18 protein-coding genes are annotated in these 17,614 nt (G+C 64.3%); 5 read left to right on the top strand and 13 right to left on the bottom strand.

Annotated features, from left to right (window positions below; genetic code table 11):
- Window positions 1-38 precede the first annotated feature (38 nt).
- Window positions 39-1,574: a class II fumarate hydratase gene (gene fumC / locus VT84_RS25300; protein ID WP_082841448.1), complete on the bottom strand. Its 1,536-nt coding sequence runs from the start codon at window positions 1,572-1,574 to the stop codon at window positions 39-41.
- An 89-nt stretch (window positions 1,575-1,663) separates the two neighbouring features.
- Between fumC and VT84_RS25295 the strand changes: the two genes are divergently transcribed.
- Together VT84_RS25295 and VT84_RS25290 are read left to right on the top strand one after the other, a co-directional pair.
- Complete coding sequence (locus VT84_RS25295; protein WP_052560245.1) at window positions 1,664-1,945, top strand: hypothetical protein; 282 nt, start codon at window positions 1,664-1,666, stop codon at window positions 1,943-1,945.
- Window positions 1,942-2,505: a hypothetical protein gene (locus tag VT84_RS25290; protein WP_052560246.1), complete on the top strand. Its 564-nt coding sequence runs from the start codon at window positions 1,942-1,944 to the stop codon at window positions 2,503-2,505. Before VT84_RS25295 ends, VT84_RS25290 begins: the two co-directional genes overlap by 4 nt.
- A 19-nt stretch (window positions 2,506-2,524) precedes the next feature.
- On the opposite strand, the gene VT84_RS25285 is transcribed toward VT84_RS25290, so the two are convergent.
- Window positions 2,525-2,887 (bottom strand): PilZ domain-containing protein, encoded by a 363-nt coding sequence (locus VT84_RS25285; protein ID WP_162271848.1) that lies wholly within the window; start codon window positions 2,885-2,887, stop codon window positions 2,525-2,527.
- Window positions 2,888-2,948: 61 nt separating this feature from the next.
- Window positions 2,949-4,106, bottom strand: coding sequence for a glycosyltransferase (locus VT84_RS25280; RefSeq protein ID WP_082841446.1), 1,158 nt, complete (start codon window positions 4,104-4,106; stop codon window positions 2,949-2,951).
- Window positions 4,107-4,448: 342 nt separating this feature from the next.
- Between VT84_RS25280 and VT84_RS25275 the strand changes: the two genes are divergently transcribed.
- Window positions 4,449-5,204 (top strand): PP2C family protein-serine/threonine phosphatase, encoded by a 756-nt coding sequence (locus VT84_RS25275; RefSeq protein WP_052560249.1) that lies wholly within the window; start codon window positions 4,449-4,451, stop codon window positions 5,202-5,204.
- A gap of 265 nt (window positions 5,205-5,469) precedes the next feature.
- On the opposite strand, the gene VT84_RS25270 is transcribed toward VT84_RS25275, so the two are convergent.
- The 5 genes from VT84_RS25270 to VT84_RS25250 form a co-directional block, all read right to left on the bottom strand.
- Window positions 5,470-6,288, bottom strand: a complete 819-nt coding sequence (locus VT84_RS25270) for an ABC transporter permease (RefSeq protein WP_082841445.1) — start codon at window positions 6,286-6,288, stop codon at window positions 5,470-5,472.
- Window positions 6,285-7,154, bottom strand: coding sequence for a molybdate ABC transporter substrate-binding protein (gene modA / locus VT84_RS25265; RefSeq protein WP_082841444.1), 870 nt, complete (start codon window positions 7,152-7,154; stop codon window positions 6,285-6,287). The genes VT84_RS25270 and modA overlap by 4 nt, the downstream gene beginning before the upstream one ends.
- Before the next feature lie 28 nt (window positions 7,155-7,182).
- A complete protein-coding gene (locus VT84_RS25260; RefSeq protein ID WP_082841443.1) occupies window positions 7,183-7,887 on the bottom strand; it encodes a DUF1080 domain-containing protein in 705 nt (234 codons plus the stop codon).
- Between the two features lie 415 nt (window positions 7,888-8,302).
- Entirely contained in the window at window positions 8,303-9,007 is a 705-nt protein-coding gene (locus tag VT84_RS41225) for a hypothetical protein (protein WP_239465472.1), read from the bottom strand.
- Between the two features lie 154 nt (window positions 9,008-9,161).
- On the bottom strand, window positions 9,162-9,914 hold the full coding sequence (locus tag VT84_RS25250; RefSeq protein WP_082841442.1) for a hypothetical protein: 753 nt from the start codon (window positions 9,912-9,914) through the stop codon (window positions 9,162-9,164).
- 439 nt (window positions 9,915-10,353) lie between these two features.
- On the opposite strand from VT84_RS25250, the gene VT84_RS25245 reads away from it, so the two are divergent.
- Entirely contained in the window at window positions 10,354-10,584 is a 231-nt protein-coding gene (locus tag VT84_RS25245; protein ID WP_052560255.1) for a hypothetical protein, read from the top strand.
- A 238-nt stretch (window positions 10,585-10,822) separates the two neighbouring features.
- On the opposite strand, the gene VT84_RS25240 is transcribed toward VT84_RS25245, so the two are convergent.
- Window positions 10,823-13,780 carry a two-component system response regulator gene (locus VT84_RS25240; RefSeq protein WP_082841441.1) on the bottom strand — a complete coding sequence of 986 codons (2,958 nt, stop codon included), beginning with the start codon at window positions 13,778-13,780 and terminating at the stop codon, window positions 10,823-10,825.
- A gap of 245 nt (window positions 13,781-14,025) precedes the next feature.
- Window positions 14,026-15,339 carry a diaminopimelate decarboxylase gene (gene lysA, locus VT84_RS25235; protein ID WP_052560257.1) on the bottom strand — a complete coding sequence of 438 codons (1,314 nt, stop codon included), beginning with the start codon at window positions 15,337-15,339 and terminating at the stop codon, window positions 14,026-14,028.
- Between the two features lie 110 nt (window positions 15,340-15,449).
- On the opposite strand from lysA, the gene VT84_RS25230 reads away from it, so the two are divergent.
- On the top strand, window positions 15,450-16,289 hold the full coding sequence (locus tag VT84_RS25230) for a phosphodiester glycosidase family protein (RefSeq protein WP_052560258.1): 840 nt from the start codon (window positions 15,450-15,452) through the stop codon (window positions 16,287-16,289).
- Between the two features lie 10 nt (window positions 16,290-16,299).
- On the opposite strand, the gene VT84_RS25225 is transcribed toward VT84_RS25230, so the two are convergent.
- The 3 genes from VT84_RS25225 to VT84_RS25215 form a co-directional block, all read right to left on the bottom strand.
- The gene (locus VT84_RS25225; protein WP_082841440.1) at window positions 16,300-16,632 is read right to left on the bottom strand and encodes a DUF3817 domain-containing protein; all 333 of its coding nucleotides are present in this window, start codon (window positions 16,630-16,632) and stop codon (window positions 16,300-16,302) included.
- 202 nt (window positions 16,633-16,834) lie between these two features.
- Window positions 16,835-17,161, bottom strand: coding sequence for a hypothetical protein (locus tag VT84_RS25220; protein ID WP_082841439.1), 327 nt, complete (start codon window positions 17,159-17,161; stop codon window positions 16,835-16,837).
- Window positions 17,162-17,247: 86 nt separating this feature from the next.
- Window positions 17,248-17,598, bottom strand: a complete 351-nt coding sequence (locus VT84_RS25215; protein WP_082841438.1) for a hypothetical protein — start codon at window positions 17,596-17,598, stop codon at window positions 17,248-17,250.
- Between the last annotated feature and the right edge of the window lie 16 nt (window positions 17,599-17,614).

Raw genomic sequence — 17,614 nt, 5'->3', positions numbered from 1 at the left:
TTGGGCGATTGGGGCGCCGAACTGCGCCGATCGTTTGCTTAATCCGCGCCCGGCCCGGTCATCTTCTCGGGGCGCACGATCTGGTCGAACTTCTCCGCGGTGAGGGTACCGCTCCCGTCCTTGAGCGGCGGCGCGAGGTTGATCGCCTCTTCGCGGAGCGTGGTACCTTTGTGGTGCGCGGTCTTCGCGATCTTCGCGGCGGCGTCGTAGCCGATGTGCCGGTTCAGCGCGGTGACCAGCATCAGCGAGTTGTTGAGGTACGCCGCGATCTGTTTGCGGTTCGCGTCGATGCCCTTGCGCGTCTTCCCGCCGCTCTTCGGCTTGAGCTTCGATTGGTCCACTTCCACCATGCCGCTGTCCTTGCCGACGCCGTACTCGAGCGCCTCGTAATCGGTCTCGGGCATGTCGGCCGCGCAGTGCTCGCGGAAACTGCGGCACGCATCGGTGAGCAGCCGGACAGAGTGCAGGAAATTGTGGATCAGCACCGGCTTGAACACGTTCAGCTCGAAGTTGCCCTGCGACGCCGCGAGGCCCACCGCGACGTCGTTCGCGATCACCTGCACGCACACCATCGTCATCGCTTCGGACTGCGTCGGGTTCACCTTGCCGGGCATGATCGACGAGCCGGGCTCGTTCTCGGGGATCGTGAGTTCGCCCAGCCCGCACCGGGGGCCGCTCGCGAGCCAGCGCACGTCGTTGGCGATCTTCATGAGGCCCGTGGCGAGCGCCTTGAGCGCCCCGCTCGCGAACGCCAGCGGCTCGTGCCCCGCGAGCGCCTGGAACTTGTTCGGCGCGGTGACGAACGGCTGGCCGGTGAGGTCCGCGATCTGCTTCGCCACCTTGACCGCGAACTCCGGGTGGGCGTTCAGGCCTGTGCCCACGGCCGTGCCGCCGAGCGCGAGTTCGTACAGCATCGGCAGCGTCGCTTTGAGCGCGGTGATGCCGTAATCGAGCTGCGCGACGTAGCCGCCGAACTCCTGGCCGAGCGTGAGTGGCACCGCGTCCATCAGGTGCGTGCGTCCGATCTTCACGATGTCCGCGAACTCTTTGGCTTTCGCGGCGAACGTGTCGCGCAGCGCGGCGACGCTGGGAACCAGTTGGTGAACGATCTCTTCTGCGGCGGCGATGTGCATCGCGGTCGGGAACGTGTCGTTGGACGACTGTGACATGTTCACGTCGTCGTTCGGGTGAACCGGCTTCTTCGAGCCCATCGTACCGCCGGCGATCTGGATCGCGCGGTTCGAGATGACCTCGTTCACGTTCATGTTGGTCTGCGTGCCGCTCCCGGTCTGCCACACACGGAGCGGGAAGTGGTCGTCCAGGTGCCCGGCGATGACCTCGTCCGCGGCCTTGCACACGAGATCGCACGTGGCCGCGGGCATCAGCCCGAGCGCCTTGTTGGTGAGCGCCGCGGCCTTCTTGAGCGTACCGAACGCGCGGATGACGGCGCGGGGCATCGTGTCCGCGCCGATCGCGAAGTGCGTGAGCGACCGGGCGGTCTGGGCGCCGTAGTACCGGTCCGCGGGGACGCGGATCGGACCCATGCTGTCGGTTTCTGTGCGGTATTCGGGCATCGGTAAGCCGTTCCTGCGATGGAGAGGGGAGGGAAGTGCGGGTATTGTAGAAAGCGGACAACCGTGCTACCCGCGCTCAAGGTGCCGTGATGCCCGACTGGTTGGTGCAAATTCTCATCCAGTACCCGATCGTGATCGTGATCGGGTTCGTCGCCTGGTATGCTTACGGAGAGCTGAAAGCGGCCCATGTGGGTCGGCTCCAGCGCGAAGAAGCGAACCACGCGACCTCCGTGGAGGCTCAGAAAGAGTTCCAACGGAAACTGGTTGAGGCCAAGGACGCGGAGATCGCTCGACTGAAGGACGAACTCCGGAAGGAGATCGAGAAGTTGACGAAGAAGGTGGACGAATTGAATAAGAGGTTGGGCGCATGAACTTCTACGAACTTCTGATCCCGCAGCTCCTCGCGGGCGCGGTGATTATCGTGATCGCCCTCCGCGCCGTTCATCAGTCGCGCCTTGAGAGCGAGGCACACGAACAGCGCATTGCCAAGAAACACGTGGTTCACGAGCAGTACGCGGCACAGGTTCAAGAGGCGCTCGCGCACCCAGAACTGCCAGCGAGTACCTTCATTACTGAATGGGCCAGGCTGCCGGTCCTTCGCGTAACTCTGGACCTCGCGGACCCGAACGCGCTGGCCGATGTGGGGCGCATGGCCCAAGACGCGGGGCCGTTAATTACGGGATTGAGTGACTATGAGGTCAAGATTGGTGGCCGCGGGTTGACGTTCACCGAAATGAAGGTCGCGCCTGGTCAAGTGATTCTGACACTGACGCCCAAGAACGCGGCCGGAGCAACGGAACGTGTAGCCCGCGTGGCCGATGCTCTGAATGCGACCTTCGGAGCCATCACGCCGATTCACGAACCTGCACTGAATCTCGGGAGCTTGCCCGGTGACGTGGCCGGGGCGCGTGCCGCCGCACTTGCTGCGTGAGGCGGTCCGCAAAACACGTTCACTCTTCGGCCACGAACGGCTTCATATCGTTGGGGGTGAGCGGGTGCTCGAAGTGCGCGCCGATGAAGAAGTCGCCCGTGTCGAGCGGCTTGACGTGAACGATCTTCATCGAGACCCGCAGCATCGCGTCGCTGACCATCGATTCCAGGTACCCGGCGAGTAGAGTTCCGGCCGGTTGCGGGGCGTTCAGCAACATGCTGATGCCCGACTGCGAGATGTTCCAGATGAGCGCCAGGGCCGACGGTCCGCCGTCGGGGGAATCGAGGCGGCACACGGTTCCCATCGCGGGCTGCCGGCGCGGGGCGACGCGGCGTTCACTGGAGGGGGCGGGGACTGCGGCGGGAGTGGGCGCGCTACTCATTGTGACCCTCATGGTGATAACCCCCATTATTCCGTCGCGCCGGGCCGCGGTCTAGTGTTGATTATGCCGCCTTGCGCACTTCTGTGGGCGAGCCTTGCAGAATTGCTTCCAGGAACGAAAACAATTCTTGCTCGAACCGGTCTTTGCGAAACAGAACGGCCTGGCGCCGGGCCGCACGCGGATCGAAGCGGTCGAGGGCACGCTCAAAGCGCTCGATCGCTTCGCACACCGCGTCGACCGTTTGCTCCGCAAAAAACGCGCCCGTCGGCTCGCTCGCTTCCCCCAGCGGTCGCACTGTTTCTGCCAATCCACCTCGACCAAACCCGATGACCGGGCACCCGCACGCTTGCGCTTCGAGCGGAACGATGCCGAAATCCTCTTCGCCGGGGAACAGCAGCGCCTTCGCGCGGCGCAGGTGATCGCGGATCACCTCGTCGGGCTGCCAGCCCAGGAAACTCACGTTCGGCCCCGCGCTCGCCTTCAATTTGGTCGCGTGTTGCCCACTGCCGATCACAATGAGCTTCTTGCCGAGACGCGCACAAGCGTCGATCGCGAGATCGAACCGCTTGTAGGGCGCGAGCGCGGACACCACGAGGTAAAAGTCCTCGCGCGGTTCGCCCGACGGCGTGTAGAAGTCCGTGTCCACGGGCGGGTAAATCACCGCCGCGTCGCGGTCGTAACAGTCGCGGATGCGGTCGCGTACCGTGTTGCTGATCGCAACGAAATGCGTCACCCGGCTCGCGGTGCGGCGATCCCATTCGCGAATGCGCCCGAGGAGTGTATCGATGGCCCGCGCCTTCAGTTTGCCCACAAAGCCGGTTTCTCGGAAATACGCCTCCTGCATGTGCCAGGCGTACCGCATCGGGGTGAAACAGTAACAGACGTGCGGGACGCCCTTCGGCGGCCGGGCCGACTTCGCCACCGCGTGGCTCAGGCTGACGACGAGGTCCGCGTCGGTAACGCTCCACCCCGCGGCGAACGGCATTACCGGTAGGAGGTAGCGGTAGTATTTCTCGACACGCGGCAGCGCGTTGAGAAAACTGGGGTGAACCCGGGTGCCCTCGATCGCGGGCGGCACGCTCCCGCGCTTGTGGAGCAGGGTGAACAGTTTCGCGTCGGGCCACCGGCGGCACAGCGGTTCGAGGCACTTTTCGCCGCCCCGCGTGCCGGTGAGCCAGTCGTGTACCAAAACCACTCGTTCGCGTTGCGGGGCGTCCATGCGCGGCCTCGATGTCCTTGCCCGTCCGGGCGGCCGTTTGAAAGATTCAAGGGCCGTAGAGTGTAGCGTGAGGTGCGGACCGGCGAAAGGCGGGCTGGCGCGCCCGGTTCGCGGGGCCGAAACCGTGTTGCGGGCTCGTTCCGTTGGACGGAACCGGTGATGCGGGCGCGGGTTGTGCGTTTTGGCGGAAAACGCCGAATCGCCTCTCCCGCGTTGCACGGCGTGTGGTAGCGTTGTAAGTTGAAGGCAGTCCGTTGCGGGATTTGGGGCGGTTTTCCGATCCCAACGGGCGCGTGCGGGGCGGCGGAAGGGTCCGACCGGCACTTGTCTGGGAGGCGTCTGATGGCTTTCACACTGAACATCGGTAAGTGCAGCTTGCTGGGCAACTACCGTGAGAACAACGAAGACTCCATCGACGTCAAGATTTTCCCGGATCTGACGGTCAATATCGTGGCCGACGGTATGGGCGGGCAGGCCGCGGGCGAGATCGCGAGCCGCAAGGCCGTGGACATCATCCCGCGCGAGCTGCGCAAAAACCTCACCCCGCACTTGAACGTTGAGGGGGTGAAGACCACGATGCGCCGGGCCATCGTCCAGGCCAACGAAGAAATCATGGCGATGGGTGCCCTCGACAAAGACATGAAGAACATGGGCACGACGGTGGTGATGGCGGTGTGGCGGAAGGGCGGGGAGATGTTCGTCGCGGGGGTCGGGGACAGCCGGTGCTACCTGATCCGCAACAAACGCATCTCACAACTCACGGTCGACCACTCCCTCGCGCAAGCCCTCGTGGAAGCCAAAACGATCAGCCCGGCCGAAGCGAAGGACCACCGGTTCCGCAACGTGCTCTGGAAGTACCTCGGCAGCAAAGAAGTGGGCGAAGGACCGGAAGTGGCGGTCGTGCAGCTTCAAGCTAACGACCGGTTCCTGCTCTGCACCGACGGTCTCACCGGGGTCGTTACCGACGATGATCTCGCGGAATTCGTTTCCTCCGCCACCGACATGCAGCAGTGCGCGGAAGGGCTCGGTCAGCTCGCGCTCGACCAGAACTCGCGCGACAACGTGTCCTGCGTCGTGATCGAAGTCGTCGAAGGCTAATCGGTCGGCTTTTTATCGCGGCTGCAAGAGCGGGCCGTGGCTCCGTGTATTTGAAGCAGAAAAAGAGCCGCGGATAACGCAGATTACGCGGGTCAGGCAATAAGAATGTTGTGTGATTCTGATAGATGGCGAGTTGATGGTTTTACGAGCCGCGACCGCGAGGGAGCGGTGTTTTCCAATTTCTGATGCTCGCGCCAAACACATTTGGCGCTTCCTACTCTCTCGTTCAAATTCACCGTAATGGTCGGCGGGTGGGTCGCTCGCCTCAAATCAACCCGGTTCCACGAAGCCCGAACGCGCGGGTCGTCACGAGTACCAGCACGGCCACCACGATCATCAGCAGCGAGACCGCAAGCGCGGCTTCTAGGTTCCCGACGCTCAGTTCCAGAAACACGCTCGTCGAAAGCACCTCTGTCCGCATCCGCGTCGCGCCGCAGAAAATGAGAATCGGTCCGAACTCGCCGAGCGCCCGCGCCCATGCGAGCGTGAATGCCGTTAGCGCGCCGCGCCGGGCCGCGGGGAGCATCACGCGCCAGAACGCCTGCGCGCGACTGCACCCCAGTGTCAGCGCAATGTCTTCGGCTCGCGGATCGATCTGGTCGAACGTCACGCGCATGGTTCGCACCGCAAACGCACCCGATACCGCGAACTGCGCCAGTACGACCCCCGCGACGGCGTAGGTCACCGGCATGACGGTGCGCTGGAACCAGGCGCCGGGGGGCGTCTGAAACAGGATGAGCAAGCTCAACCCCACTACGAGCGGCGGAAGTAGAATCGGCACGTCGAGCAACAGATCGACCACCCCGCGCCCCACGAACCGCGTGCGCGAGAGCAGGTACCCGAGCGGCACCGCGACCCACACGGACAGGATCGCGGCGGCCGAGCTGCTGAGCAAACTGAGCCACACCGCGGCGCGGATTTGCGGCGATTCGAGCGCCCGACCGACCGCGCCGACCGATGTGTACGCGAAGTCGGCGACGAGCATGGCGACGATGAGCCCCACGTACAGCGCACCGAGCAACCCGAAAGCCACATAGAACGGGAGATCGGACCGAGGACTTCGTGGGAGCGCCTGCGTACTCATGGGCCGGTTCCCCCGTGGGACGCAACGGCTTCGTGCAGTGCGGACATGATGCCACCCGCTTTGTCGTCCACGTTGAACCCGGCCTCGCGGAACCGTGTCAGTCCGTGGTTCGGGTCGGTGATGTAGCGGGCGAGCTTCCGTGCCGCGGGCGGATCGCTCGACTGGTTCAGCAGCGCCAGTTCGACCTTTCCCGTTACTCCCTTCAATTCCGGGAGTACGAGAACCGCCTGCTCCCGGTACGCAGGGGCGCTTGCGACCACGTCCCACACGATCGCCGCGTCCGCGCTGCCCACTTTGGAGGCGTTCGCGGCCTCGGTGACGGTTCCGGTGTCAACGACGCGCGGTTCCAGCGCCAGCCACTTGCGAGTGGAAACGAGGTGCTCGCGCGCGAGCTTGCCGACCGCGGCGCCCGGGTTGGGCACGGCCACTCTTACGCCGTTGCGCAGCAGATCCGGCCACGCCTGGAGCTGTTTGGGGTTGTTCTTTGCGAGAAGCACGACCGCACGGACGGTCGCGATTGGCACGGACTCCGCGACCAATCCGAGGTCGCGTGCCTGCCTGACATAACTGTCGTCGGCGGGGAGGAACAAGTCCGCTGGCTCACCGGGTGCGGGGAACCGGACCTTTGTGAGGATGTCTTCCGACGGGCCGAACCGCAGTTCGACCCGCTGACCCGTTTCGCGCTCGTAATCGGCCGCGATCGCTTCGATCGGCAACCGGCTGGTGGGAGCAACAAACACAATGAGCGGTCGATCGATCGGACCGGTGCGAGTTTGCTGCTCGCGCCACCACAATCCCGCGATCAGCCCGGCGAGGGCGACTAGCGAGCCGAGCGCGACGGTTGTGGGGGACGTGGCCAGCGCCATGTGAATCCAGCGAGAGGGAGCACGCGGACTACTTCAATTCCTTGATGTAGATGTTCTTGAACCAGAGTGGGTGGTCGTGGAACTGGAGCTCGATCGGACCTTTCGCGGGAAGTGGTTTGCCCTTCTCCCAGAAGTTCTGGAGCTTCACCTTATCGACCACGAGTTCGCCGTTCAGTTTCACCGTCACCTCTTCGCCGATCATCGTGATGTGGAACGTGTTCCACTCGCCGACCGGCTTGTCGGCCTTCTTCAGCGGCTTCTGGCCCTTGGAATCGACCGGGCTGTTGTTCCACAACCCGCCCGATCCCAGGCCCGCGTCGGCCTTCAGGCTCGCGTCGAGGTTGTCCGAGTCCCAGATCTGAACCTGCGGTTGCCCGCGCAGGTAGATGCCGCTATCGCCGCGCTTCTCGATCTTCCAGTCCACCATCAGCTCGAAGTTGCCGTAGTCCGCCGCGGTCTGGAGGCTGATGCCGCCCTTTCCGGTACACGCAATCACGCCGTCCTTGATGGTCCAGTGTTCCAGCGCCGACCTCGTGCGCTGCTTCAGGAGTTCGTCCTGCTTCTCCTTCGGCAGCGTGCGGCGCTGGTTCATGTCGACGTTGCCCTGCCACCCGTCGAGGTTCTTGCCGTTGAAGAGGGTCGTGAAGCCCGCGGGCGGCTTGTTGTCTTCGCAGCGTGCGGCGGGGGCCGCGAACGCGACGAGCGCGAGAGAGGCGAGTGCGAGGCGGGACATCGAACGTGTCTCCGTGAATGTGGTGCGGGAAGGTAGGCGGCATCAAGCTACCCGCATGGGTGTGAACGGCAAGGGTTCGGGCTTGTGCGTCACCCGTTCGCGCTCGGGGTGCGTGTGGGCGGGGCTAACATCCGTTAACGTTTCCTGCCTCAAATGGGCTGCCGGGCTGCTTTTTCGCAGAGCAGTCGCCCGCGTTTTTTACTGCAAATTCCGCATATTCGTGCTCCCCCAAGAATCCGAGGCTAACATTTGCTAACCTTTTGGCCCCACTCCGGGCTGGCTCTGTGCGATGCACACACCAAAACAACGAGGGGGCAAAACGCGCTGTTTGCACCTCTTGGGATTATACGCGATATAGATGTGGTTATGGTGTCACTTATTGAAATTTGATCACTATTTTATCTGAGATGCGATTCTACGCTTTGCCCAGTACCAAATCGAGTGCCCAGCATCCCTTGACGTGCGGCCCGTCACTGCGGAGGTGCGTCAGGACGTCGTCGCTGTCGCACCCGGCGTCCTGAATCGCATCGGCCAGGATGGGGAGCCGGTCGAACGCGCGCTCGGTGTAGACGCCAGTTGCAAGGGCACGCACGGTGGAAGTAAGCCAAGAGGAGTCAAAGGTGACGGGGCGGAAAGGATTGCCGAAAACTTCGCGTATCAAGTCGCAATCTTGCGAATCGGTGGCTCCCACTCGTGCGTCCGCAAGTGCCCGAACGACTTGTGCGACCTCGTTGGCGGAAACCGTTTGACCCAGTGCCCGAACAGCAATCAATCGGACAGCCATTTCACGGACCCAAGCGGGATCATCTTCAAAATGGAACCCTCCGAAGCGATCCAGCATGAAATCGGCGTCATCGTCTTTCCAATCCATCCCGTCCACCAAGGCATGAAGGCAACCGAGTCGCACGGCTCGGACTTCCTTCTTCGCAACAAAACCGTTCGCCATCCGCTCTGCGAGTTCCACAAAAGCTTGTGCCCCTGCTATCTCCTCAAAAAGTGCCCAACTCTGGCGACAAAAGGCACACAGTAACAACCGCAACTTTCGATCGTTTCGATCCGTGCGGAGGAACCTCAACATCGTCCAAGGATCAACGCACGTCAGCCATTCTGCTTCGGTCATCGTTCATCCTCGATTCCGTGATCCTCCGATGATACCGAGTTCTCGGGGCGCGCAAAACAGTCGTGTGACTTCCGCTGCGTGCGGCCCAAAACGCAACACCCCGCGGTCGGATGGTTCCGGCCGCGGGGTGCGTATTTCAGTCGTTGTCGGTCGCTTAACCGTGGATCTCGGCGACGGCCAGGTACAGCCGGGCGAGCGTGTGCCAGCCGCTCGTTTCGGGGATCGCGTCCACCGCTTTTTGCAGCAGCGGGCGGGCGTCGGCGATTTGACCCAGGAACAGCCGAGCCATGCCGCGGTTGAACTGCACGGCGGCCGATTCCGGCATCGCGTCCCACGCCGCGAGTGCTTCCGCACACTTCCCGCGCTGCCACAGCAGCGCGGCCTTCTCGTTTTCGGCGCCGGTCGTGCCGTCGAGCAGCTTCGCGGCGGTGTCGAAGTCGCCCAGCGTGCGAGCGAGGCCGGCCGCGACGAGCGGACTCGTTTTGCCGTTCTTGGCGATCCAGGTCCGCATCCCGGCGAACGCGGGCAGCGCGCCCTGCGTGCCGGTCGGCCGCAGTTCGGCCGGGTTGAACTTCGTGAGCAGCGGTTGCAGGTCTTTCACCCGCTGCGGGAAGTGCCCGGCCGCCATCGGCAGCGCGAACGCGGACGACGGCTGACCAACCAGGAGCGCCCATTCGGTCGGGAGTTGGGCCGCGGGCGGGGAACCGTTCACCCCGGTGTAATTCGCGTCGTGCCAAGCGGCCCGCGGGTCAACCCGGAACCCGGCCGCGACTTCGTGCGGTTCAACCTCGCTCTCCCCCGACTCGACTGCCGACGATCCGGCGTCTGAGCGGCTGGCGAGAAAGCGCATCATCAGGGCTTCGATGGTCGGTTGATTCGACGAGTTGCTGGCGGTCGAGCGGGTCATGATTTTGCTCCTCATGGTCCCGGTCTGTCCCGCCGGGGTTCGCTGCTCGAACGCGGGGGACGGCGGGGCTTGCGCTGTGCCCGAGAATATTCACCGCGATCGGCCAAATTCAGTATATCCCGGCGGAGTGGGCGGGGGCTTTCAAAGAAATCGAGCGGGAGGTGGCGGTGATGAGATCGGGAAGAAGGGCAATTTGCGTTGTGCGGCGGTGAGAATCGTTCACAGGGCTCCCGCCCTGTGCTACGTCCGCCGGCCCCTCCGGGGCGGAAACGCATTGGAGGGGCGAGTTTCTGATTCCTCTGGAGGGGGCGACGCGCTATACATCGACTCTGCACGTTGTTAGTTTTTGGTCTTCCCCGGCAATCTTTTATTCGGTGGGAAATCCTAACAAGCCGGTCGGTGTTCTGGTACAATGCACCGTCACCAAAACGGAGCCTCAATGCGCACACGCGAAATCTGCAACGCCTGGGTCGTGTACCGAATGACGTTGGAGAAGGGGAAAGTGGGCGGGAACGTGGTGTGTGAGCAGCGGGAATGGGACGCGATCGAGGCCGCGAAGCCCGGCTTCCATGCACTGCTACACACGGGGATCAAGACGGAGAAGGAAGCCGAGAAATTGGCGACGGGAACGGCCGGGGACAACTACCGCGTGAGCGGGCGCCGAAAATAAAGAACCGCGCGACACTTCCGCTCCCGTGAGCGCCGTGTTGCCAGGTCGCTCAGGAAGTCGGTGGCAATTTGCCACCGACTTCTTTCATTTCCGCTCCGATCCCACCCGCACTGCGATCTCGCCGACTCTTTAATCTTCTCAATCATGCCCTGCATAACAACGACACCCGTGCCCCTCCGGAGCGCGGGTGTCGTTGTTATGCAGGGCGAGATCCCTGTGTACCAAATATTGAGTTACTTCACTCGGGCGGGGGCGGGTCTTTTTGTTCCGGTTCCTTCTTTTCTGGCTCTTTCTTCTCGGCTTCCTTCTTCGGCTCCGGGAGCACGATCGGCGGGTTGTAGCCCTTCAGTTGACTGGTGAAGTCGTCCGCCTTGAACGCGAGCATGCCCTTGAGCGTCAAGAATTTGGCGCGAAGTTCGGCGTCCGGAGTGGCTTCCGGGGTCGACTGTTCGACGACCTCGCTCACCAGTTCGGGCGTCACGGCTTTTCCGTTCGCGCGGATGTGGCGAACCACCGCATCCGCCGCCTTGCGCCGCAGGGACACTGGCGTGGCGCCGATCTTCTTGGTCGCGAGTTGAAGGAGCGCCTGCTGCGCCGCCGCCGACTTGAACCGTTCCAGGGCGTCGATTGCCGTGGACGCGATGTCCGGATCGGGGTTGAGCACGACCGCGTCCCGGAGCTCGCCTTCGGTCGTTTTGAGTTCGTAGCCGGGCAGGTCGCCGATCGCCATCAGTCGGATGAATTCGATCGCGGTCCGCGCGTCGGCCTTCTTCGCTGCGGCGTCGCGCGGGACCATCATCGGGTCGGCGAAGAGCGTTTTGAATTCCGATTCGAGACCGAGCTTCGAGTACAGTTCCGGAACGATCTTCACTTCGGGATAGTTCTTGAGCGTGCGCGCGAGCCGGGTTTCGGCGGCCGCGTCGCGGAACGTTTCAACCGCGACCCCCAGGTCCTCCGGTGGGACGCTCGCGCGGATCGAGTCGTACCGGTCCTGAGAGGTTTTGGTTTTTGCGACGTCCGGCTCGAAGCGTTCGATGAGTTTAATCAGCTCGCGGGTCGCGGCCCCCGTCCCGTAGGGCGCGGACGCCGGTTGGAGCGAGAGCTGTTTGCGGAGCCGCGCGATCTCCGCGGTCGTGACGCTCGCGAACTCGGCAACTGTGTCCGGTCGCGCCCCGGCCCAGAGCGGAACCTCGGTAGCCAGGATCGAATGGGTCATGAGCTGAATGCGGAGGTCCAGTACCAGTTTCTGGTTCTCGTCGACCGTCAGCGGGAGCGCGTCGACGATACGGTGGACCCGCGCGGACCGGGCCGCCACTACGTTGTAGACGACCTGCGCCCGGGCCTTCTCAGTGTCTTCCCGCTTTTTGTCCTGCTTGATCTGGGAATCCTGTGGGTCGGGCACGAAAGGGGGCGGCATCGAGACGGCGGCCCCTTCGGTCGCGGCGACGAGGGCCGAGGTGCGGAGCAGGAGCTGATCGAACGTCGGCGTTTTCGGCTTGTCCGAGGACGCGATCACGAACACCGGCCGGGCCGCGGTGCGGGTGTCCGACGCGAGCTGCGAGACCAGGTCGATCAGCTCCGGGTTCGGGGTGTGGTGGTCGATGAAGATCAGGTCGAAGTCCGAACCCCGGGCGACGCGCCGGAGCAGGTCGCGCCCGTTGGTGAGTTGTTCGACATCGAACCCCAGCCCGCGCAGGAGCCCCGCGCTCGCGTCCGCCCGGAACTTGTTGGGGTCGGCCAGCAGCACGGTGCCCTTCGCGTCGCCCGCTTTACCCGGATCGAGCGCGGCCGCGCGGCGCAGGGCCTCCACGACCGCGGGCTTGGCGCCGGCGGGGACCGGGACCGGCGAGCGGAGCAGGGCGGTGGCCGCGGCGAACTGGACCGCGTGGTCCGGGTAGCCCAGCGCCCGAACGAGGAGCGACGGCTTGTTCCCCGCACCGGCCGGCGGCGTGGCGGCCTCGCGGTCGGCGCGGTCGCCCAGTGCCTGGACCGTCGCGAGCACGAGCGCGGTGCGCTTCTCGGTCAGCCCGCGCGCCAGAAGTTCCGTCAACAGCGCCGATGGCGCGTCGGCGAGCAACTTGTACGCGGCGGGTTCGGCCACCGCGAGGTTCCCCCCGCGCGCCCGTTCTACCGCTCGCTCGGACGCGAGAGCCAGGATCAGCGCCTGGGCCGGTTCGTAGTCGGGCTTCGCGTCCAGCACCCAGCGCGCGTAACGCAGACCGTAGTATTCTTCCGCCTGACTGACCGGAACATCCAACCGCGTGATCGAGATCAGCCCGCCGCGGTCGACGGTGACCCAAACGGGCACGCGGGGCGAGCTGCCGTCGGAGTTGTTCCGCACGCCCTGGAACCGGGCCTTGCGGTCGTAGAACTTGCGGGCCAGTGCGGTGAGTTCGGCTTCCGGGCGCTTCGTATCGGCTTTGGCGCCGGGGACCACTTTGTTGATGAGTTGTTCCGCGAGGTCGTACAGCGTCGGGCTTGCCGACCGCGGACCCGACAGGATGCGCCACAGGTTCGGCGTGAAGTCGGTCTGGGCGTTCTGGAGCAGGTTCAGCACGTCGCGGCGCTTGGCCATTTCACTCAGGACGCCGTACTGACGGTCCGCCGGCAGCCCGTCGAGGGCCGCGACCCACCCGGCCATCGTCGGGGCTTCGAGGACCGGAATGGTTTCGATGATGCCGACGTACAGGTCCGGGTCGGGGTTGGTGCGGATCGTTTCGATCAGGAACGGGATCGCGTAGTCGCCCGTGCGCTTCAGCTCCAGTTGGGCGAACTCTTTCTCTTCCGGCGTCTTGCCCAGGTTGGCGATGTACTTGTTAACGCGCTCCTTGGTGTAGAGCAGCTTGCCGGCCGCGGCCTGGGCGCGCTTGTTGAGCTCTTCGATGTTGGCCCGGATCTTCTTCTCGGTCGCCGGATCGTCGGAGTATTTCGGGATGGTGCGGAGCGCTTGGAACGTCGTCGTCCCGTACCGGCGCTCGATCTCCAAGAAGTCCGCGTCGGGCGGGTTGCTCTTGAGGAACTCGTCGAGGTAGATCCCCGCGACGTCGAACTTCCCCTCATCGATCGTGGTGCGGAGCCTGTCGTAGATCTCGGTCGGTTTGAACACCGGCGCCTTGGGCGGCTGCGCGGGCGCGTCGCGCGAGTCGAGCACCAGCGCGAGAACCAAAGCGAGGGCGAGGAACGAAGCGGTTCTCACCGGGTGTCTCCTCAATGCGGCCGGGCGCGAGTAAGAGCTGATGGCGGCAACAGGGCCGCACCTTTCACGCTAACGGGCGAAAAAGGTGCGGTAAAGTGGGTAATCCCGGTCGACGGGGCAATAGCTACGAATCGTTCGGACCGGTGTGTGATTTCCTCGCAACTCGTTCGAGGAGCCCGACACGGGTCCGAATCACCGCGCCTTCGCAGACCGGGATCATCTGATGTGCATTCTGGAAGCGCCCGTCACGTTAAGCAATCCTCTTCACACGCGACGAGGTCCGCGAACGTCTCGCGGCGGCGGATCAGTCGATGTGTGCGGCCTGTAACGAGCACCTCCGCGGCCCGGACGCGCGAGTTGTAGTTCGAGGCCATCGCCATACCGTAGGCGCCGGCCGAGAAGACCGCGAGCAGGTCGCCGCGCTTCATCCCGGGCAGCGGGCGGTCCTTGGCGAGGTAGTCGCCGCTCTCGCACACCGGCCCGACCACGTCCTGGGTGAAGCAGTTGGGCATGGCGCGGAACGGGTTCGGGTCGTCCGGGTCGCCGTTCACGTCGGGGCGGACGGGCACATCAGTCGAGGGGTTCACCGGCCACACGCGGTGGAACGAGCCGTACAACGTGGGGCGGATGAGGTCGTTCATCGCCGCGTCCTGGATGATGTAGTGCTTCCCGCCGGTGGACTTGGTGAACACCACCCGGCTGAGCAGGATCGCGGCGTTACCGGCGATGAAGCGGCCCGGTTCGAGGATGAGCTGGCACCCCGATTCCTTCACCGCGGGGATGATGACCTCGGCGAACGCGCTGGCGGGCTTCGCCTCGTCCTTGCGGTAGTTGATCCCGAACCCGCCGCCCATGTTGAGGAACTTGATGTCGTGGCCCTGGGCGCGGAACTGCTTGATGAGCGCCACGCCCTTTTCGGCCCCCATGCGGTACGGCTCGGCCTTCAGAATCGGCGACCCGAGGTGCATGTGCAGCCCGACCACGGCGAGCCCCGGGTGCCCGACCACGCCCTTCGCGACGTCCACGATGGTTTCGATGTCGAGGCCGAACTTGACGCCCTTGACGGACGTGTCGGTCTTGACGTGCGTTTTCGGCGGCAGGTCCGGGTTCACGCGGAGCGCGACCGGCGCCTTCACGCCGAGCTTCTGAGCCACGGCGCCGATCGCGTGCAATTCCTGCTCGCTCTCCACGTCGAAGAGGAACACGTCGTTCTTCAGGGCGAACTCGATCTCGGCGTCGGACTTCCCCACGCCCGCGAACACGATCTTCGACCCGGCCGGTCCCGCCTTGAGCGCGCGCTGGAACTCGCCCTGGGACGTGACGTCGAACCCGGCCCCGTTCTGGCCCATGAGCCGGGCGATGCTCAGGTTCCCGTTGGCCTTCACGCTGTAGCAGATGACCGGTTTGACCTCTGTGAACGCGGTCTGCACTTCTTTCAGTCGGTCGAGGAGCGTGGCCTGCGAGTAGACGTACAGCGGGGTGCCGTACTTCTCGGCCAACTCGGGAACGGGAACGTCCTCGCAGTACAGTGTGCGGTCGCGGTAATCGAAGTGGTCCATGACTGGTCCGTGAAGGCTCTGTGAGTTCCCTCTGAGTTCGTTTCAAAAGGAACGGGGTAGGTATCATAACCGTCGGCACCCGTTACGTCTTGAGCACGCGAGACCGAGAAATGCGATCCGTCCTTTTGGTGGCGTTTTTGACCGCGTCCGCCGGGTTTTCTGCGGGCGCCGATGAGCCGTTCGCGAGCCCCCCGTTGTGGAAGCCGCTCTTCGTCGGGATCGAGCGGACCGACCTGAGTGCGGAGAGCCCCCGGCTCATGAAGGGGCACGCGGTCCGCATCGACCTCACCGCGCCCGGGATCGAGTTCCTGGCGACGCCCGGTAACGGGGACCGGCCCGGCGAGACCGACGGGCTGAAAACCAGCACCTTCTTGAAGCGCCACAAACTGCAACTCGCGATCAACGCCGCACCGTTCGCACCGATCCACAAGGACGAGGATAAGGAGCAGGACGTGGTCGGGGTTCAGGTCAGCCGCGGGAAGTTGGTTTCGCCCGGTCAGGAGAAATTGCCCGCGCTGTTGCTCACGAAGGATAACAAGGCCGCGATCACGGCCCCGCCGTTCAACTTCGAGGGGATCGAGAACGCGGTCGGTGGGTTTCACATCGTTCTGAAGAAGGGCGAAGTGATTGCCGGGGACAAGTCGATCCACCCGCGCACCGCCGCGGGCGTTACCGCGGACGGCAAGACGCTCGTGTTTCTTGTGATCGACGGGCGCCAGAAAGAGTTCAGCGACGGCGCGACGACGGGCGATGTGGGCGCGTGGCTAAAGGCGCTCGGCTGTACGGAGGGCATCAACCTCGACGGCGGCGGCACGACCGCGCTCGTGGTGGAAGGCGCGGACGGGGCGCCGACCGTCGTGAACCGCCCGATCCACGCGAACAAGCCCGGAACGGAGCGGGTCGCGGCGAGTCACCTCGGGGTTTACGCCCGCCCGCTGCCGAAAAAGTGACCGCGTGTCGTTACGCCACCGGCGCGGCGGGGGCGTTCGCGTCTTCAAACGCCTTCAGCTTGCGGTCGATGACGAACGGCCCGAACGGGACGATCGACGCGACCGCGGCCATCCCGACGTGCTTCGCCCGCAGCGCGCCCTGCCCCCACGCGGTGAACGTGATGAGCGCGTAGGCGACGAACAGCCCGCCGTGGATCGCGCCCACCCAGAACACCACTTCTTTGCCCAGTTCCGGCATCCCGGAGAGGTACTTCAGCGGCATCGCGATGAAAAACAGGATCAGCGCCGAGACGCCTTCCACGAGGCCCGCGGCGCGGACCCGCCCGACCGGAGTTTGAAACACGGACTACCTCTGTAACGGTGCGAATTAGTTGCTCTGAATGGTATAGCGGTGCGGCGGGCGGAGGAGGCGAACGGTGTCGCCGGGGCGGTCCACGATCAGTGGGTAACTTGTGTTTTTGTTCGTGGTACAGGCCTCTGGCCTGTGGAATTATTCACACAGGCCAGAGGCCTGTACCACGACGCCGAAGACCAAATGCTTCGGTTCAACGCGACACTCGCGGCCATGTACTCAGGATTTTCGGCCCCCGGTGCGGTGATAGGAACAGACTCACAAAGCCCGAACCCGGGCTCGGGTGCGCGGCTTTTGCTCGTGCTAGGACTTTGATCGGGTCATCCCCGACAAAGAGTTCCTGACCCGCGACGCACACAAACTTGCCTGTGTGCGCGTCGCGGACCTCCTTCACGTGCGCGTTCCACCACTCAACGTTCTTCTTGAACTCTTCGTTCCCGGCGATTGCGGCGGCGCGTTCCTCGTCCGAAACTTCCGGAAACTCGATTACGAGCGGCGTTGGTTGAAGGGCACGGATCATGGTTCGGCCTCGTGAGTCTCTACACACCTACGATAACCGCTTCAGCCGTACTCGCAACGGCCGCTCGTCTTCGGCCATCTCGCTCGTCACTTCAGCCAGGGCTTCGCCGGATCGCGTTGTGGCTCGCTCGCGACCGGTTCGGGTGGTGAAGGTGGGTTGCGTAGGGCGCGCCACTCGCTCCACTCGGTGCGCATGATCGCGACCGAGTAGCACCACGCCGTCGCAACGGTTGCGAACACGACCAGGGCGCCGAACACGAGGACCGCTGGCCCTGCGGGGTCGATGAAGGCGACGCTCGCGGCCCCGATTGCCGCCGCGAGCACGAAGGTGACCCAGAACTGCTTGCGTGCCCGGCGCCACTTCGGGGTGCGCGGCGGGAACAGACCGAGTGCCATCGGCGGCAGGAAACACGCGAGAATCGCGAGCCAGGCTTCCATCGCGCCCCTCAAAACA

Source organism: Gemmata sp. SH-PL17 (assembly GCF_001610855.1).
Classification (GTDB): Bacteria; Planctomycetota; Planctomycetia; order Gemmatales; family Gemmataceae; genus Gemmata; species Gemmata massiliana.
The sequence above is the reverse complement of the archived record's forward strand: the minus strand, read 5'-3'. Positions and strand labels throughout refer to the sequence as shown.

Bases quoted from the DNA above. Each gene is read 5' to 3' on its own strand.
- fumC (WP_082841448.1), bottom strand. From the start codon at position 1,574: ATGCCCGAATACCGCACAGAAACCGACAGCATGGGTCCGATCCGCGTC.
- VT84_RS25295 (WP_052560245.1), top strand. From the start codon at position 1,664: ATGCCCGACTGGTTGGTGCAAATTCTCATCCAGTACCCGATCGTGATC.
- VT84_RS25290 (WP_052560246.1), top strand. From the start codon at position 1,942: ATGAACTTCTACGAACTTCTGATCCCGCAGCTCCTCGCGGGCGCGGTG.
- VT84_RS25285 (WP_162271848.1), bottom strand. From the start codon at position 2,887: ATGAGTAGCGCGCCCACTCCCGCCGCAGTCCCCGCCCCCTCCAGTGAA.
- VT84_RS25280 (WP_082841446.1), bottom strand. From the start codon at position 4,106: ATGGACGCCCCGCAACGCGAACGAGTGGTTTTGGTACACGACTGGCTC.
- VT84_RS25275 (WP_052560249.1), top strand. From the start codon at position 4,449: ATGGCTTTCACACTGAACATCGGTAAGTGCAGCTTGCTGGGCAACTAC.
- VT84_RS25270 (WP_082841445.1), bottom strand. From the start codon at position 6,288: ATGAGTACGCAGGCGCTCCCACGAAGTCCTCGGTCCGATCTCCCGTTC.
- modA (WP_082841444.1), bottom strand. From the start codon at position 7,154: ATGGCGCTGGCCACGTCCCCCACAACCGTCGCGCTCGGCTCGCTAGTC.
- VT84_RS25260 (WP_082841443.1), bottom strand. From the start codon at position 7,887: ATGTCCCGCCTCGCACTCGCCTCTCTCGCGCTCGTCGCGTTCGCGGCC.
- VT84_RS41225 (WP_239465472.1), bottom strand. From the start codon at position 9,007: ATGACCGAAGCAGAATGGCTGACGTGCGTTGATCCTTGGACGATGTTG.
- VT84_RS25250 (WP_082841442.1), bottom strand. From the start codon at position 9,914: ATGACCCGCTCGACCGCCAGCAACTCGTCGAATCAACCGACCATCGAA.
- VT84_RS25245 (WP_052560255.1), top strand. From the start codon at position 10,354: ATGCGCACACGCGAAATCTGCAACGCCTGGGTCGTGTACCGAATGACG.
- lysA (WP_052560257.1), bottom strand. From the start codon at position 15,339: ATGGACCACTTCGATTACCGCGACCGCACACTGTACTGCGAGGACGTT.
- VT84_RS25230 (WP_052560258.1), top strand. From the start codon at position 15,450: ATGCGATCCGTCCTTTTGGTGGCGTTTTTGACCGCGTCCGCCGGGTTT.
- VT84_RS25220 (WP_082841439.1), bottom strand. From the start codon at position 17,161: ATGATCCGTGCCCTTCAACCAACGCCGCTCGTAATCGAGTTTCCGGAA.
- VT84_RS25215 (WP_082841438.1), bottom strand. From the start codon at position 17,598: ATGGAAGCCTGGCTCGCGATTCTCGCGTGTTTCCTGCCGCCGATGGCA.